This is a genomic window from Actinoplanes siamensis, assembly GCF_016862395.1.
In the GTDB taxonomy this organism is placed as follows: Bacteria; Actinomycetota; Actinomycetes; order Mycobacteriales; family Micromonosporaceae; genus Actinoplanes; species Actinoplanes siamensis.
On the sequence record NZ_BOMW01000009.1, the window covers coordinates 22768 to 35997 of the forward strand.

14 protein-coding genes are annotated in these 13230 nt (G+C 72.0%); 10 read left to right on the plus strand and 4 right to left on the minus strand.

What is annotated here, in order from left to right; genetic code table 11:
• The first annotated feature begins 10 nt into the window (after window positions 1-10).
• The 3 genes from Asi03nite_RS04325 to Asi03nite_RS04335 all read left to right on the plus strand — a co-directional run bounded on the left by Asi03nite_RS04325 (window position 11) and on the right by Asi03nite_RS04335 (window position 1951).
• Window positions 11-220 carry an RNA-binding S4 domain-containing protein gene (locus tag Asi03nite_RS04325; protein ID WP_203677087.1) on the plus strand — a complete coding sequence of 70 codons (210 nt, stop codon included), beginning with the start codon at window positions 11-13 and terminating at the stop codon, window positions 218-220.
• Between the two features lie 88 nt (window positions 221-308).
• Complete coding sequence (locus Asi03nite_RS04330; RefSeq protein WP_203677088.1) at window positions 309-1184, plus strand: hypothetical protein; 876 nt, start codon at window positions 309-311, stop codon at window positions 1182-1184.
• 110 nt (window positions 1185-1294) lie between these two features.
• The gene (locus Asi03nite_RS04335) at window positions 1295-1951 is read left to right on the plus strand and encodes a hypothetical protein (protein WP_203677089.1); all 657 of its coding nucleotides are present in this window, start codon (window positions 1295-1297) and stop codon (window positions 1949-1951) included.
• Here the strand turns inward: Asi03nite_RS04335 and Asi03nite_RS04340 are convergent.
• Window positions 1948-2316 carry an FKBP-type peptidyl-prolyl cis-trans isomerase gene (locus Asi03nite_RS04340; protein ID WP_203677090.1) on the minus strand — a complete coding sequence of 123 codons (369 nt, stop codon included), beginning with the start codon at window positions 2314-2316 and terminating at the stop codon, window positions 1948-1950. The two genes, Asi03nite_RS04335 and Asi03nite_RS04340, sit on opposite strands and share 4 nt — an antisense overlap.
• A gap of 135 nt (window positions 2317-2451) precedes the next feature.
• Here Asi03nite_RS04340 and Asi03nite_RS04345 point away from each other — a divergent pair, with 135 nt between their 5' ends.
• The 5 genes from Asi03nite_RS04345 (at window position 2452) to Asi03nite_RS04365 (ending at window position 6491) form a co-directional block, all read left to right on the plus strand.
• Entirely contained in the window at window positions 2452-3342 is an 891-nt protein-coding gene (locus Asi03nite_RS04345) for a lytic polysaccharide monooxygenase (RefSeq protein WP_203677091.1), read from the plus strand.
• Between the two features lie 104 nt (window positions 3343-3446).
• A complete protein-coding gene (locus tag Asi03nite_RS04350; RefSeq protein WP_203677092.1) occupies window positions 3447-3722 on the plus strand; it encodes a hypothetical protein in 276 nt (91 codons plus the stop codon).
• 19 nt (window positions 3723-3741) lie between these two features.
• Window positions 3742-5136: a DUF4331 domain-containing protein gene (locus Asi03nite_RS04355; RefSeq protein ID WP_203677093.1), complete on the plus strand. Its 1395-nt coding sequence runs from the start codon at window positions 3742-3744 to the stop codon at window positions 5134-5136.
• Window positions 5133-5492: a phospholipase gene (locus tag Asi03nite_RS04360; protein WP_203677094.1), complete on the plus strand. Its 360-nt coding sequence runs from the start codon at window positions 5133-5135 to the stop codon at window positions 5490-5492. The genes Asi03nite_RS04355 and Asi03nite_RS04360 overlap by 4 nt, the downstream gene beginning before the upstream one ends.
• A 9-nt stretch (window positions 5493-5501) precedes the next feature.
• Window positions 5502-6491: an AraC family transcriptional regulator gene (locus tag Asi03nite_RS04365; protein ID WP_203677095.1), complete on the plus strand. Its 990-nt coding sequence runs from the start codon at window positions 5502-5504 to the stop codon at window positions 6489-6491.
• A 297-nt stretch (window positions 6492-6788) separates the two neighbouring features.
• Here Asi03nite_RS04365 and glgC read toward each other — a convergent pair whose 3' ends face one another.
• Entirely contained in the window at window positions 6789-8021 is a 1233-nt protein-coding gene (gene glgC, locus Asi03nite_RS04370; protein ID WP_203677096.1) for a glucose-1-phosphate adenylyltransferase, read from the minus strand.
• A 304-nt stretch (window positions 8022-8325) separates the two neighbouring features.
• On the opposite strand from glgC, the gene glgA reads away from it, so the two are divergent.
• Together glgA and Asi03nite_RS04380 are read left to right on the plus strand one after the other, a co-directional pair.
• On the plus strand, window positions 8326-9525 hold the full coding sequence (gene glgA, locus Asi03nite_RS04375; protein ID WP_203677097.1) for a glycogen synthase: 1200 nt from the start codon (window positions 8326-8328) through the stop codon (window positions 9523-9525).
• The gene (locus Asi03nite_RS04380; RefSeq protein WP_203677098.1) at window positions 9522-11135 is read left to right on the plus strand and encodes a glycoside hydrolase family 10-like protein; all 1614 of its coding nucleotides are present in this window, start codon (window positions 9522-9524) and stop codon (window positions 11133-11135) included. The genes glgA and Asi03nite_RS04380 overlap by 4 nt, the downstream gene beginning before the upstream one ends.
• Window positions 11136-11181: 46 nt before the next feature.
• Here Asi03nite_RS04380 and Asi03nite_RS04385 read toward each other — a convergent pair whose 3' ends face one another.
• On the minus strand, window positions 11182-11562 hold the full coding sequence (locus tag Asi03nite_RS04385) for a hypothetical protein (RefSeq protein ID WP_203677099.1): 381 nt from the start codon (window positions 11560-11562) through the stop codon (window positions 11182-11184).
• 9 nt (window positions 11563-11571) lie between these two features.
• Complete coding sequence (locus tag Asi03nite_RS04390) at window positions 11572-13203, minus strand: ABC-F family ATP-binding cassette domain-containing protein (RefSeq protein ID WP_203677100.1); 1632 nt, start codon at window positions 13201-13203, stop codon at window positions 11572-11574.
• Window positions 13204-13230: the final 27 nt, after the last annotated feature.

Here is a 13230-nt window from a genome sequence, read left to right on the forward strand (position 1 = left end):
TGATGTCCCGATGCGCGACGTGCCGATCGACGGCGACATGATCCGGCTGGGCCAGTTCCTGAAGCTGGCCGACCTCATCGACACCGGGGGCGAGGGCAAGGTCCTGATCGCCTCCGGGGACGTCACGGTGAACGGTGAGGTCGACACCCGGCGGGGACGCCAGCTGCATCCCGGTGACGTGGTCTCGGTGCTCGGGAACAGTGCCCGGGTCGTACCGTAGATCGGTCTTCCGCACCAAGATCCATGCTTTCGGCGGGAATCCGCGCCGGGCGCGGAACCGGCGGCGGCGCCGCCTCGTCGTACCGGTCATGACCCGAACCCGCGGCCTGCTGACCGCCGCCGCTGTCCCCCTGATCCTGATGGCCGGGTGCGCCCGGTCGGGCGAAGCCGGATCCACCCCGGTCGCCGAGAGCGCCCCGGTCCCCGCCGAGGACGCCACAGTGCTGGTCCGGATCGCCCAGAAGGGCGGCTTCGTCCCCACCAATTACGCCCACGGCCGGCTGCCCGACGTCACGATCTACGCCGACGGCCGGGTGATCAGCAACGGTCCGGTGCCCGCCATCGCGCCCGGCCCGGCGCTGCCCAACCTCCAGATCCTGAAGATCACCCCGGAGCGGGCGCGGCAGTGGGCGGACGACGCCGTCCGGGCCGGCGTGCGGACCGGGGCGGACCTCGGCTCGCCCGGCGTCGCGGACGTCCCGGACACCGTGCTCACCGCCACCTCCGGTGGCCGGACCGAGGTGGTACGCGTCCGGGCCCTGCGCCAGGCGCGCGGCGACGACCCGAACCTGTCGGCGGCCCAGCAGGCGGCCCGCAAGAAGCTGGCCGGCTACCTGGACGCGGTGGACGAGCTGACCACCGGGGCCGGTTCGTCCGCCGCGGAAGCCTGGCAGCCGGCCACCGTGGCGGCGCTGGCCCAGCAGTACGTGGCGGCCGACGACGACCTCAACCCGCCGGCACAGGCCTGGCCCGGCCCGGCGCTGCCCGGCGCGGAGCTGTCCCCGGGCACCGGCCTGCACTGCGTGGCGGCCACCGGCGCGGAGAAGGACGAGATCTGGGCGGCCGCGGCCAAGGCCAACCTGCGCACCCCGTGGACCTCGGGCGGCAAGCGGTGGCAGGTCACCTTCCGGCCGCTGCTCCCGGACGAGACGGGCGGCTGCGCGGCCCTGAAGGACGCCGAGTGAAGCCGATCGACGGGCCCTGGGAGCCCGAGCCCGGACCCGATCCGGAACCGGAGCCTCCGGATGAGCCCCCGACGTGCGGGTGACTCACGTTTCCACTACCGTCGAGGGGCGTGAGTGGAACGGGGATCGAGGCAGCGCAGATCCTGGTGGCGCTGATCCTGCTCGCCGTGCTGGCCCTCGGCGGGATGGCCGTGTTCGCCGGCCGGCGCTCGCCGGCCGCGCCGGAGCCCGAGGTGGCGCCGGAGGTCGTGGAACTGGAGAGCGGCGCGGGCGAGGTCTGGGCCGCGGCGCAGCGGGCGGCGCAGGCCGCGGACGCGGCGCGGGAGCGGGCGACCGAGGCGGCCGACGAGCGCGACCAGGCCGAGCAGCATTACCAGCAGGCGAAGTGGGACGCCTGGACCGGCCCGAAGGACGAGGGCCGGACCCTGGTGGAGCGGGCGGCGCTGGAGGCGTACCGGCGGGGTGACATCTCGGTGGACCAGCTGAACCGGATCTGGGCGCACACCCGGCCCGGCGAGGCCGAGATCGAGCAGCTGGATCAGGAGATCGCCGAGGCCAAGCTGCGCTACGCGGAGGCGCTGGCCGGCGTGGTCGAGGAGCGGCGCGCGGCGCACGTGGCCGAGGTCGCCGCCGAGGTGCTGGCCGAGGAGGCCCGGATCGCCGAAAGCGAGGCGGTCGCCGCGCGGATCGAGGCGGAGGCGGCCGCCGGCCTCTCCGGCCTGCTGCACGGGCCCGGGGACGCCCCCGGGCCCTCCGCCCGGGTCTAGTGGACCTCGACGAGGTCGACCACGAAGATCAGCGTCTCGTTCGGCTTGATCACGCCGCCCGCGCCGGCCGAGCCGTAGCCCAGGTGCGGCGGGATGGTCAGCTTGCGGCGGCCGCCCACCTTCATCCCGGCCACGCCCTGGTCCCAGCCGGCGATGACCTGCTGGCCGCCGACCCGGAAACCGAGCGCCTGGCCGCGGTTGTAGGAGGCGTCGAACTCCTTGCCCGTGGACTGGGCCACGCCGACGTAGTGGACACTGACGTACTCGCCGGGCTTGGCCTCCGGGCCGGTGCCCTCGACGATGTCCTCGATCACGAGATCGGTGGGCGCTTCGTCGGGGATGGGACCGACGTCGGGCTTGTTCATGAATCCTCCCGAATGGTGTTACCGGACCCGGTCATGCAATCACAGCCGGGCGCCCGCTGAACGAGCGGTGCCGGATCTCCGTATCCCCGGGTGACCGGGAACGTCCCGGTCGTGTGATCCATCTGGGGGATTCCCGTGTCCGTCCGCCGCCTCCGTGCCGTCGTGCTCCTCGCCGCGGTCGCCTCCTCCGCCGTCCCGGCCGTGCCCGCGTCCGCGCACGGCGCGCCGATCACGCCGATCAGCCGGTCGGCCGCCTGTGCGGGCAACGGCACGAGGACCACGGCCGCCGCGTGCGCCGCGGCCAAGGCCGCCACCGGCGGATTCATCGGGGCGTTCGACAACCTGCGGATCGCGGACGTGAACGGCGACGACCGGAAGGCCGTGCCGGACGGCAAGCTGTGCAGCGGTGGGCTGGACAACTACCGCGGGCTGGACCTGGCGCGGACCGACTTCCCCTCGACACCGGTGCGATCCGGGCAGAAGCTCAAGATTGCGTACGAGGGCACGATCCCGCACCGGGGGGAGTTCCGGATCTTCCTGACCCGGCCCGGTTACGACGCCACGAAGAAGCTGACCTGGGCCGACCTGGGCAGCAAGCCGCTGGCGTCGTTCACCGACCCGCCGCTGACCGGGGGGTCGTACCGGATGACTGTGACGTTGCCGCAGCGCACCGGGCGGCAGATGCTGTACGTCGTCTGGGAGACGTCGAGCACTCCGGACACCTACTACTCGTGCTCCGATCTGGTCTTCCCGGCGGCGCCGGTGGTGAAGAGGACCACCGCGGCGCCGAAGCGGTCCAGCGCTCCGGTCGTGACCAGGAGCGCCTCAGCCGCCCCCGTGGTCACCGCCACCACCACCTCCGTCGCCGCGCCGCCGGCCCCGTCCGCCGACCCGGTGCTGGCCGCCGCGACGTCGCCGCGGGACGACTCCGCCACCGTGGGCCACCGGCTCATTCTCGGCGCGCTGGGCGGCGGCCTGATCGCCCTGATCGTCGCCCTGTTGGGCCGGCGCCGGCGGTCGTCCTGAGAGGTGCCTGGAAAAAAGTTTTGAACCCCTCGATCGCCGACCACGTAATCACCGGCGTCGACAATGCACCGCCCGTCCGGCCCCCAACAGACGAAAGGCCCAGCATGAGTCGAAGTCGCTACCGTGCCCAGGCGTTCCCGCGGTTCAACCGCCGCCGGATGCTCGCGCTCACCGCCGCAGGTGTCGGCGTGTCGGCCGCCTCGGTTGCCGGGCTCAGCCTCGCCGGTGAGAACGAGACCACGTCGTCGGCGGGCGGATCGCCGCTGGTCGTCTCCGTCCGCGACGCGGAGAAAGGCACGATCGACGTCTTCTCCGGCGCCTCGAAGAAGACGGTGACCGACAAGAAGCTCGTCGCCCAGCTGCTCAAGGCCGCTCGCTGACCCGGAGGAACGCAGAACAATGTCTTCTCACCGCGAAGCGCCGGAGATCAGCAAGGACCCGGTTGCCGACAGTTCCGACCTGTACGCGTTCGTCAGCCCCGACGATCCCGACACGGTCACCATCATCGCGAACTACGTCCCGCTGCAGATCCCGGCGAGCGGTCCGAACTTCTTCGAGTTCGGCGACGACGTGCTCTACGAGATCCACATCGACGCGAACGGCGACGCGCGCCCGGACGTCACGTACCAGTTCCGGTTCGTCACCGAACTGCGCAACGACCGGACCTTCCTCTACAACACCGGCCAGATCGAGTCGCTGGACAGCGAGAACTGGAACCGGCGGCAGTTCTTCTCGGTGACCAAGGTCGACCGGCACGGCAAGCAGACCGTACTGGCCAAGAAGCTGCCCTGCCCGCCGTGCAACGTCGGCAAGATCTCCATCCCGGACTACGAGGGCCTCGCCGCCGACGCCGTGCACAAGCTGAAGAGCGGCGAGAAGGTCTTCGCCGGGCAGCGCGCCGACGCGTTCTTCGTCGACCTGGGCGCCATCTTCGACCTCGGCACGCTGCGCCCGTTCCAGGACAAGCACCTGGTCGGCCAGAAGTTGTTCAACTACGCAGGCAAGGCCGTCAACGCCACCGACCAGACCAACGTGCACAGCATCGCGATCCAGATCCCGCTGCACATGGTCCGCCGGGACGGCAAGAAGCGGGTCAAGGCCAGCGACCCCGGCGCGGTGATCGGCGTGTGGACCTCGGCCAGCCGCCGCCAGGTCCAGGTCCGCAACGGCGACAGCAAGAACGCAGACGTGTACGTGGGCCCGCAGGTCCAGGTGTCGCGCCTGGGCAACCCGCTCTTCAACGAGGTCGTCGTCCCGATGGCGGAGAAGGACAGGTGGAACAGCCTGCCGCCGAGCGAGGACAAGAACTTCGCCGAGTTCGTCGCCAAGCCGGAGCTGGCGTCGCTGCTGCCGGTGCTCTACCCGGGCCTGTTCGACAACCTGGCCGCCCTGAACAAGGCCGGCAAGGACCGCGCCGACCTGCTCGCCATCCTGCTCACCGGCATCCCGGAGGGGATCGTCGACGGCTTCCAGAACAACACCGGCGAGCTGCAGGCCGACATGCTCCGGCTGAACACGGCGATCCCGCCGGCCGCCAAACCCAACGCGTTCGGCGTGGTCGGCGGTGACGTGGCGGGCTTCCCCAACGGCCGCCGGATCGCCGACGACGTGGTCTCCATCTCGCTGCGGGCCATCGCGGGCGTCACCGTGCCGCTGGTCGACAAGAAGTTCGAGCCGGACGCCGCCGCCGCTCTGGTCGAGCAGGGCCTGAGCATCAAGGACGTCAGCTCGCGCCTGCTCAAGAAGTTCCCCTACCTGGGTACCCCCTTCGACGGATTCTCGGTGCCGGCATGAGCCACTCCCATCACCACCACACGCTCGCCCCGTCGGGGCAGGGCACGGTCATGCTCAACATCGGCGGCACGATCGGCGCGCTGATCATCGACACCCCGGCCCGGTTCCACGGGCACGAGATCGAGATCAGCCCGGCGGACGCGCCGTCGCAGCGGCAGCACGCCGCGGTCCGGGCGCGGTACGTGCGCGGCGGCGTCACCTACTGCGTCGTGATCGACGGCCTGGCCGAGGGCCGGTACGCGATCTGGGCCGACGGCGCGGAGCCGCTGACCGAGGTCGACGTCCGCGGTGGCTCGGTGGCTCAGTTCACCTGGCCGGAACAAGCTGTCCCCGGGAGAACACTGCTGACGGTCTAGGGTGGAGCGATGGCGGGCCTCGTGGTCGACCTTCCGGTGCACCAATCCCTGCGCACCAGTGATCTGGAGCAGGCCCGCGCCTTCTGCCGCAAGCTGTACTACGCCGCGCCGCGCATCGAGCCGGTCGGTGACCCCGGCCGGTTCGACTTCCGCGCCGACGTGGTCGAGCTGGGGTCGATCACGGTCGGCGAGGTGGGGCACGGCACCGACATCCGGGTCTGGATCGAGGGCCTGGAGACCGCGTACCAGGTGCTGGTGCCGCTGACCGGCGAGCTGCTCTCCCGGCACCGGGGCGCCGTGGTGCTCGCCGACCGGACCCGGGCCGTGGTGTTCCGGCCGGCCGGCGACATCGAACTGGAGTGGCCGGGGTCGTGCCGGCTGCTCAGCGTGAAGGTGGAGCGCGGCGCCCTGGAACGTGAGCTGGACGCCGCGCTGGACCAGCAGGTGGTCTCGCCGCTGCCGCTGGGCGCCAGCTTCGACCTGGTCGACGGGCCGGGGCGGACCTGGGTGGCGCTGGTCCGGCTGCTGCTCAACGAGCTGCGCGGCCCCGACGGCCTGGCCAGCCAGCCACGGATGGCCGCTCGCTGGCGTGACATGGTGGTCAGCGGGCTGGCGTTGACGGTGGAGCATCCGTACGGGGAGGAGCCGGCCGGACTGCAGGGGCCGTACCGGCCGCGCACGGTGAAACGGGCCCTGGACGCCATGCACGCCGAGCCGTGGCGGCAGTACTCGGTCCGGGAGCTGGCGACGGTCGCCGGGGTGGGCGTGCGGGTCCTGCAGGACGCCTTCCGCCAGCACGTGGGTATGTCCCCGCTGACCTACCTGCGGCGGCTGCGCCTGGACGGGGTGCACGCCGATCTGAGCCGCGCGGATCCGGGTGCGGCGACTGTCAGCGAGGTGGCGTACAGCTGGGGGTTCACCCATCTGGGCCGGTTCGCGGGCGCCTACCGCGCCCGCTTCGGCGTCGCCCCCTCCACTACCCTCCGCGACCGCGGCTGATCAGTCCGGTCCCGCCCTCGCGCTTGTCCCGCCACTTTCCGCGTCGTCGCCCCTGACCGGCCGCCACTACTTGCTACTCCGGCCGCGTCCTTGCACCACCCCGCGTGACCGCGGCTGACCAGCCCGGCGGCGTACCCTTCGGCGGCCGCCGAGCCGTTCCGCCGGCCGGCGCCGGTGGCTGCCCGGCCGCGTGCGTCGCCGGGCGTGCCTCCCCGGGAAGGGCGGCGAGCACCCGGGAGCCTGTGCCCTCGACCAGGTCGAGAGGCAACCGCCGGCGGCGCGACCCCCCCGCCCGGATCACAGCTCGATCCGCTGACCCTTGCCGATCACCACCACGCCGTTGTCGCTCACCGTGTAGAACTTGCGGTCGCGGTCCAGATCGACCCCGATCTGCGCGCCCTCCGGGATCGACACGTTCTTGTCGATGATGGCGTTGCGGACGACCGCCCGCCGCCCCACCGAGACCCCCTCCATCAGCACCGCGCCGTCCACGTGCGCCCACGAGTTGACCCGGACGTTGGGCGAGATCACCGACCGCTCGACCAGGGCGCCGGACACCACGACACCGGGGGAGATCATCGAGTCGATGGCGCGGCCCTGGCGGTCGTCGTAGCCGTGCACGAACTTCGCCGGCGGCCAGGAGCCGTAGTTGGTGAAGATCGGCCACTCGTGGTTGTACAGGTTGAAGACCGGCAGGGTGGCGATCAGGTCCAGGTGGGCCTCGTAGAACGAGTCCAGCGTCCCCACGTCGCGCCAGTAGCCGCGGTCGCGATCGGTCGCGCCCGGCACGTCGTTGTCGCGGAAGTCGTAGACGTTCGCCTCGCCGCGCTCGACGAGCATCGGGATGATGTTGCCGCCCATGTCGTGCTTGCTGTCCGGGTTCTGCGCGTCGGCGGTGACCGCCTCGCAGAGCGCGCGGGTGGTGAACACGTAGTTGCCCATCGACGCGTACACCTCGTCGGGGGCGTCGGGCAGGCCGACGGCGTCGCGCGGCTTCTCCCGGAACGCGCGGATCCGCTTGCCGTCCGCGCCGACGTCGATCACGCCGAACTGGTCGGCGAGCGACAGCGGCTGGCGGATGCCGGCCACGGTGACCGAGGCGCCCGAGGCGATGTGGTCGTTGACCATCTGCTTCGGGTCCATCCGGTAGATGTGGTCGGCGCCGAAGACGATCACGTAATCGGGGGACTCGTCGTTGATCAGGTTGAGACTCTGGTAGATGGCGTCGGCCGAGCCGGCGAACCAGCGTGGGCCGAGCCGCTGCTGGGCCGGCACCGGGGTGACGTAGTTGCCGAGCAGCGTGGACATCCGCCAGGTCTTGGAGATGTGCCGGTCGAGCGAGTGCGACTTGTACTGGGTCAGCACCACGATCTTGAGGTAACCGGCATTGGCGAGATTGGAGAGGACGAAATCGATCATGCGGTAGATGCCGCCGAACGGCACACCGGGCTTGGCCCGGTCCGCGGTCAGGGGCATCAGGCGCTTGCCTTCTCCACCGGCCAGAACGATCGCAAGCACCTTGACAGCCATGGGAAGGACGCTAATATGCCGGCCTTCCGTTCGCCACCGGAAAGTGTCGCGAACTTTGGTCAAGCTGCCGTGGCGCCGCTCTCCCGGATCAGCGACGTGATGATCCCGGGGTCGGCGGGGCGCCCGTGATGATAGCCCGGCACGAGATCCAACGCAGCTCCCGGGACATCGCCGCCGCCCGCCGGTCCGCACCGCCTCGGGCGCGGTGGCCGGGGCCCGGTCACCGCGACATTCGTTCGGCCCGGTCGCCGGGCGGGTCGCCGGACCGGATCGGGCCCGGCCGGGGTGGGCTATCCTGCGGGACGTGGCTTCCGATCTCCGTGTGGACCTGCTGACCCGTGAGTACCCGCCGGAGGTGTACGGCGGCGCCGGCGTGCACCTGGAATACCTGACACGTGACCTGCGGCGGCTCGCCGACGTGCGGGTGCACTGCTTCGGGGCGCCGCGCTCGGAGGAGGGCGTCACGGCGTACCCGGAGCCGGCCGAGCTGGCCGGGGCGAACGCGGCGCTGCGCACGATGGGCGTCAACCTGGCGATGGCGTCCGGCACCGCCGGGTCCGACATCGTGCACAGCCACACGTGGTACGCGAACTTCGCCGGCCACACCGCGAAACTGCTGCACGGCATCCCGCACGTGATGACCACGCACAGCCTGGAGCCGCTGCGCCCGTGGAAGGCGGAGCAGCTCGGCGGCGGGTACGCGCTCTCCTCGTTCTGCGAGCGCACCGCCGTGGAGAACGCCGACGCGATCATCGCGGTCTCCGGCGGGATGCGGCGGGACGTGCTCAAGGCGTACCCGTCGGTCGACCCGGCCAAGGTGCACGTCGTCTACAACGGCATCGACACCTCGCTCTACGCCCCGGACCGTGGCACGGACGTCGTCGACCGGCTGGGCATCGACCGCAACCGCCCGAGCGTCGTCTTCGTCGGCCGGATCACCCGGCAGAAGGGCCTGCCGTACCTGATGCGGGCCTGCCGCGACCTGCCGGCCGACGCGCAGATCATCCTGCTCGCCGGCGCCCCGGACACCCCGGAGATCGCCGCCGAGGTCGCCGAGCTGGCCTCCGAGCTGCGCGACGTGCGGGATCCGCAGGGCGTGATCTGGGTGCAGGAGATGCTGCCCAAGCATGAGGTGGTCCAGGTCCTCACGCACGCCACGGTCTTCGTCTGCCCGTCGGTCTACGAGCCGATGGGCATCGTCAACCTGGAGGCGATGGCCTGCGAGACCGCTGTGGTCGCCACCGCCACCGGCGGCATCCCCGAGGTGGTCGCGGACGGTGAGACCGGCCTGCTGGTGCCGATCGAGCAGACCGACGACGGGACGGGCACGCCGGTGCACCCGGAGCGGTTCGTCGCCGACCTGGCCGCCACGCTCACCAAGGTGCTCGGTGACCCGCAACTCGCGGAGCGGATGGGCAAGGCCGGCCGGCGCCGCGCGGTCGAGCACTTCAGCTGGGCCCGCATCGCCGAGGACACGCTGGACGTCTACCGGTCGGTGCGGTGACCACGGCCCGGCGTCTGCGCCTCGGATTGCTGCTGGCGGTGGTGCTGGTCGCCGCCGTGGCGATCGGGGCCGGGCTGGTCCGGGCCGCGTTCTACCAGGCGTCCGCGGCCTCGCCGGCGCCCGGCCCGCGCGCCGCGGTCACCCCGGTGGTGGGCACCGTGGGGCAGTGCGCCGGGCAGCCCGCGCAGGCCGCGCGGGAGCTGCGCGGCATGTGGCTGACCACGGTCTACAACCTGGACTTCCCGAGCCGGCCGGGGCTGAGCGAGGCCAAGGTCAGGGCGGAGTACCTGGGCTGGCTGGACCTCGCGGTCGCGCAGCGGCACAACGCCATCTTCGTGCACGTGCGGCCGAGCGGCGACGCGTTCTGGCCGTCCGAGTACGCGCCCTGGTCGAACTGGCTCACCGGCCGCTTCGACGGGAAGTCGCCGGGCTGGGACCCGATGGAGTTCATGGTCGCCGAGGCGCACGCGCGCGGGCTCGAGTTCCACGCGTGGTTCAACCCGTACCGTGGCACCCAACCGGCCCCGAGCGGTGTCGGCACCGACGCCGCCAAGCTGGCGCCGAACCATCCGCTGCGACTGCATCCGGAGTGGCGGATCGCCTACCCGAAGGGCCGGACCGGCCGTTTCTACTTCGACCCGGGCATCCCGGAGGCCCGCCGGTTCGTCGAGGACTCGATGCTCGAGGCGGTGCGCAGGTACGACGTCGACGGCGTGCACTTCGACGACTTCTTCTACCCCTACCCGGAGCAGGACGAGGACTTCCCGGACGCCGCGTCGTACCAGAGGTACGGCGCCGGCCGGTCGAAGGCGGACTGGCGCCGGGACAACGTGAACACTCTGGTCCGGGAGATGCACGAGCGGCTGCAGCAGCTCAAGCCGTGGGTCAGGTTCGGGATCAGCCCGTTCGGCATCTGGCGTAACCGGGCGACCGACGCGAAGGGTTCCGCGTCCAGCGGCCTGGAGAGCTACGACGCCATCTACGCCGACACCCGCACGTGGGTGCGGTCCGGCTGGCTGGACTACATCGCGCCGCAGCTTTACTGGACGATCGGGTTCGACAAGGCCGACTACACCACGATGCTGAAGTGGTGGGCGGCGCTGACGGAGGGCACGAAGGTGCAGCTCTACATCGGGATGGCGGACTACCGGGTGGGGGAGAAGAACGACTGGAGCAAGCCCGCCATGCTGGACCGGGAGATGACCCTGAACCGGAAGTACGGCGTGCAGGGCGAGATCCATTACAGCGCCAGCCAGGTCCGCGACGACAAGCTCGGCGCGGTCACCCGGTACCGCGAGGCGCACTACGCGGCCCCGGCCCTGCCGCCCGGACCGGCCCGCCTCGGCGCCGCCGCGCCGGCCACCCCGCAGCTCACCGCGGCCCGCCGCGACCCGTCCGGCCGGCTGGTGCTGAACGCGACCGCGTTGAGCGCCACGAACTGGGCCCTCTACCGCACCACCGGCGGCCCGGCCACGCTGGTCGCCACCGGCCGCGCCGGCGCCGACATCGCCGACCCGCGGCCGGCGGCGAACGCCACCTACTGCCTGAGCGCGGTGGACCGCAACGGCAACGAGAGCCCGCTCAGCCCGGGGCTGGCGGCGGCTCAGTAGCCGGGCCGCAGGGGACCGCGGTGGCGCTGGCGGCCCCGGGCCCGGATCAGGAGACCGAGCAAAAGACGGGCCGCCGGGAGCGGGCCAGCCCGGCCAGGCCGGTCAGGATCCGCCGGGCCACCGCCGGGTCGATCTTCTCGCCCTCCGCGGAGCGGACCGCGACCCAACTGCGCGCCAGGGCGTCGATGTCGGCCCTGGCCAGCGCCCGGGTCAGCGCCGGCAGCAGGGCCAGGATCAGCGGCGACTCCTCGTCGTTGACCTGTTCCGGGCCGTCCACGTCGTCGAGCGGGCGATCGAGCAGCAGGCTCTCCCACTCCTCCAGGGACGCGAAGACGTCGAAGTCGCCGAAGTCGACAGCGTCCCGGCCGGGGCCCTGCTCGGCCACGTCGTCGTTCGGCGCGGTGTAGAACTTGATGATCGTGCTCACCGCGCCAACCTAGCCGGTCACCTTGCCGTCCGAGACCTCGAGGTGGCGGTTGGTCCGGACCGCGGCGAGCATCCGGCGGTCGTGCGTGACCAGCAGAAGAGTTCCGGTGTACGACGACAGCGCCGACTCCAGCTGCTCGATCGCCGGCAGGTCGAGGTGGTTCGTCGGCTCGTCGAGCACCAGCAGGTTCACTCCGCGGGCCTGGAGCAGCGCCAGGGCCGCCCGGGTGCGCTCGCCCGGGGACAGCGAGCCGGCCGGCCGCAGCACGTGCGCCGCGCGCAGGCCGAACTTGGCGAGCAGCGTCCGGACCTCGGCGTCGCTGAACGTGGGCACCGCCGCGCCGAACGCCTGGGCCAGCGGCAGATCGCCGAGGAACAGCCCGCGCGCCTGGTCCACCTCGCCCACCACGACCCCCGGCCCGAGATGCCGCGCGCCCGAGTTCAGGCCGACCCGGCCGAGCAGGGCGGCCAGCAGCGTCGACTTCCCGGAGCCGTTCGCGCCGGTGATCGCCACCCGGTCGGCCCAGTCGATCTGCAGCGTGACCGGTCCCAGCGTGAACGAGCCACGCCGCACCACGGCGTCGCGCAGCGTCGCCACCACGGCGCCGGCCCGCGGCGCCGCGGCGATCTCCATCCGCAGCTCCCACTCCTTGCGGGGCTCCTCGACCACCTCGAGCCGCTCGATCATCTTCTCCGTCTGGCGGGCCTTGGCGGCCTGCTTCTCGCTGGTCTCGCCGCGGAGGTTCTTGCCGATCTTGTCGTTGTCCGGGGCCTTGCGCCGGGCGTTGCGGACCCCCTTCTCCATCCAGGCGCGCTGGATCCGGGCGCGTTCGAGCAGTTCGTCCTTCTTGTCGGCATACTCCTCGTACTGTTCGCGCGCGTGCGCCCGGGCCCGCTCACGCTCGGCGAGGTAGGACGCGTAGCCACCGCCGTACACCCGGGTCTGTTGCTGGTGGAGATCGAGTTCGAGGACCTTGGTGACGGTCCGGGTGAGGAACTCCCGGTCGTGGCTGACCAGCACGACGCCGGCCCGCAGCCCGGCCACGAACTGCTCCAGGAGGGCCAGCCCGGCCAGGTCCAGGTCGTTCGTCGGCTCGTCGAGCAGGTACGTGTCGTAGCGGCTGAGCAGCAGCGACGCCATGCCGGCCCGGGCCGCCTGGCCGCCGGAGAGCGCGGTCATCGGCAGCTCCAGGTCGATCCGCAGGTCGCCGGCGGCCAGCGTGGCCGCCCGCTCGTCGAGGTCCGCGCCGCCCAGGTCGAGCCAGCGTTCCAGGGCCGCCGCGTACCGGTCGTCGGCGCCGGTCGCGCCCGCCGCCAGCTCGTCGGCGGCCGCGTCCATCGCGGCCTGGGCGGCGGCGACGCCGGTGCGCCGGCCCAGGAAGGCGCGCACGGTCTCGCCGGCCCGCCGCTCGCGTTCCTGCGGGAGATAACCGACGTTGGCGGTGGGCGGGCCGAGCGTGACGCTGCCGGACTCCGGTGGCAGCAGGCCCGCGAGGGTACGCAGGAGCGTGGTCTTCCCGGCGCCGTTGGCGCCCACCAGGCCGATCACGTCACCGGGCGCGACAACCAGGTCGAGGGCGGTGAACAGGCTGCGGTCGCCGTGCCCAGCGGCGAGGTCCCGGGCGATCAATGTGGCGCTCATCAGGCAGCCATCCTAAGCAGTCCGGTC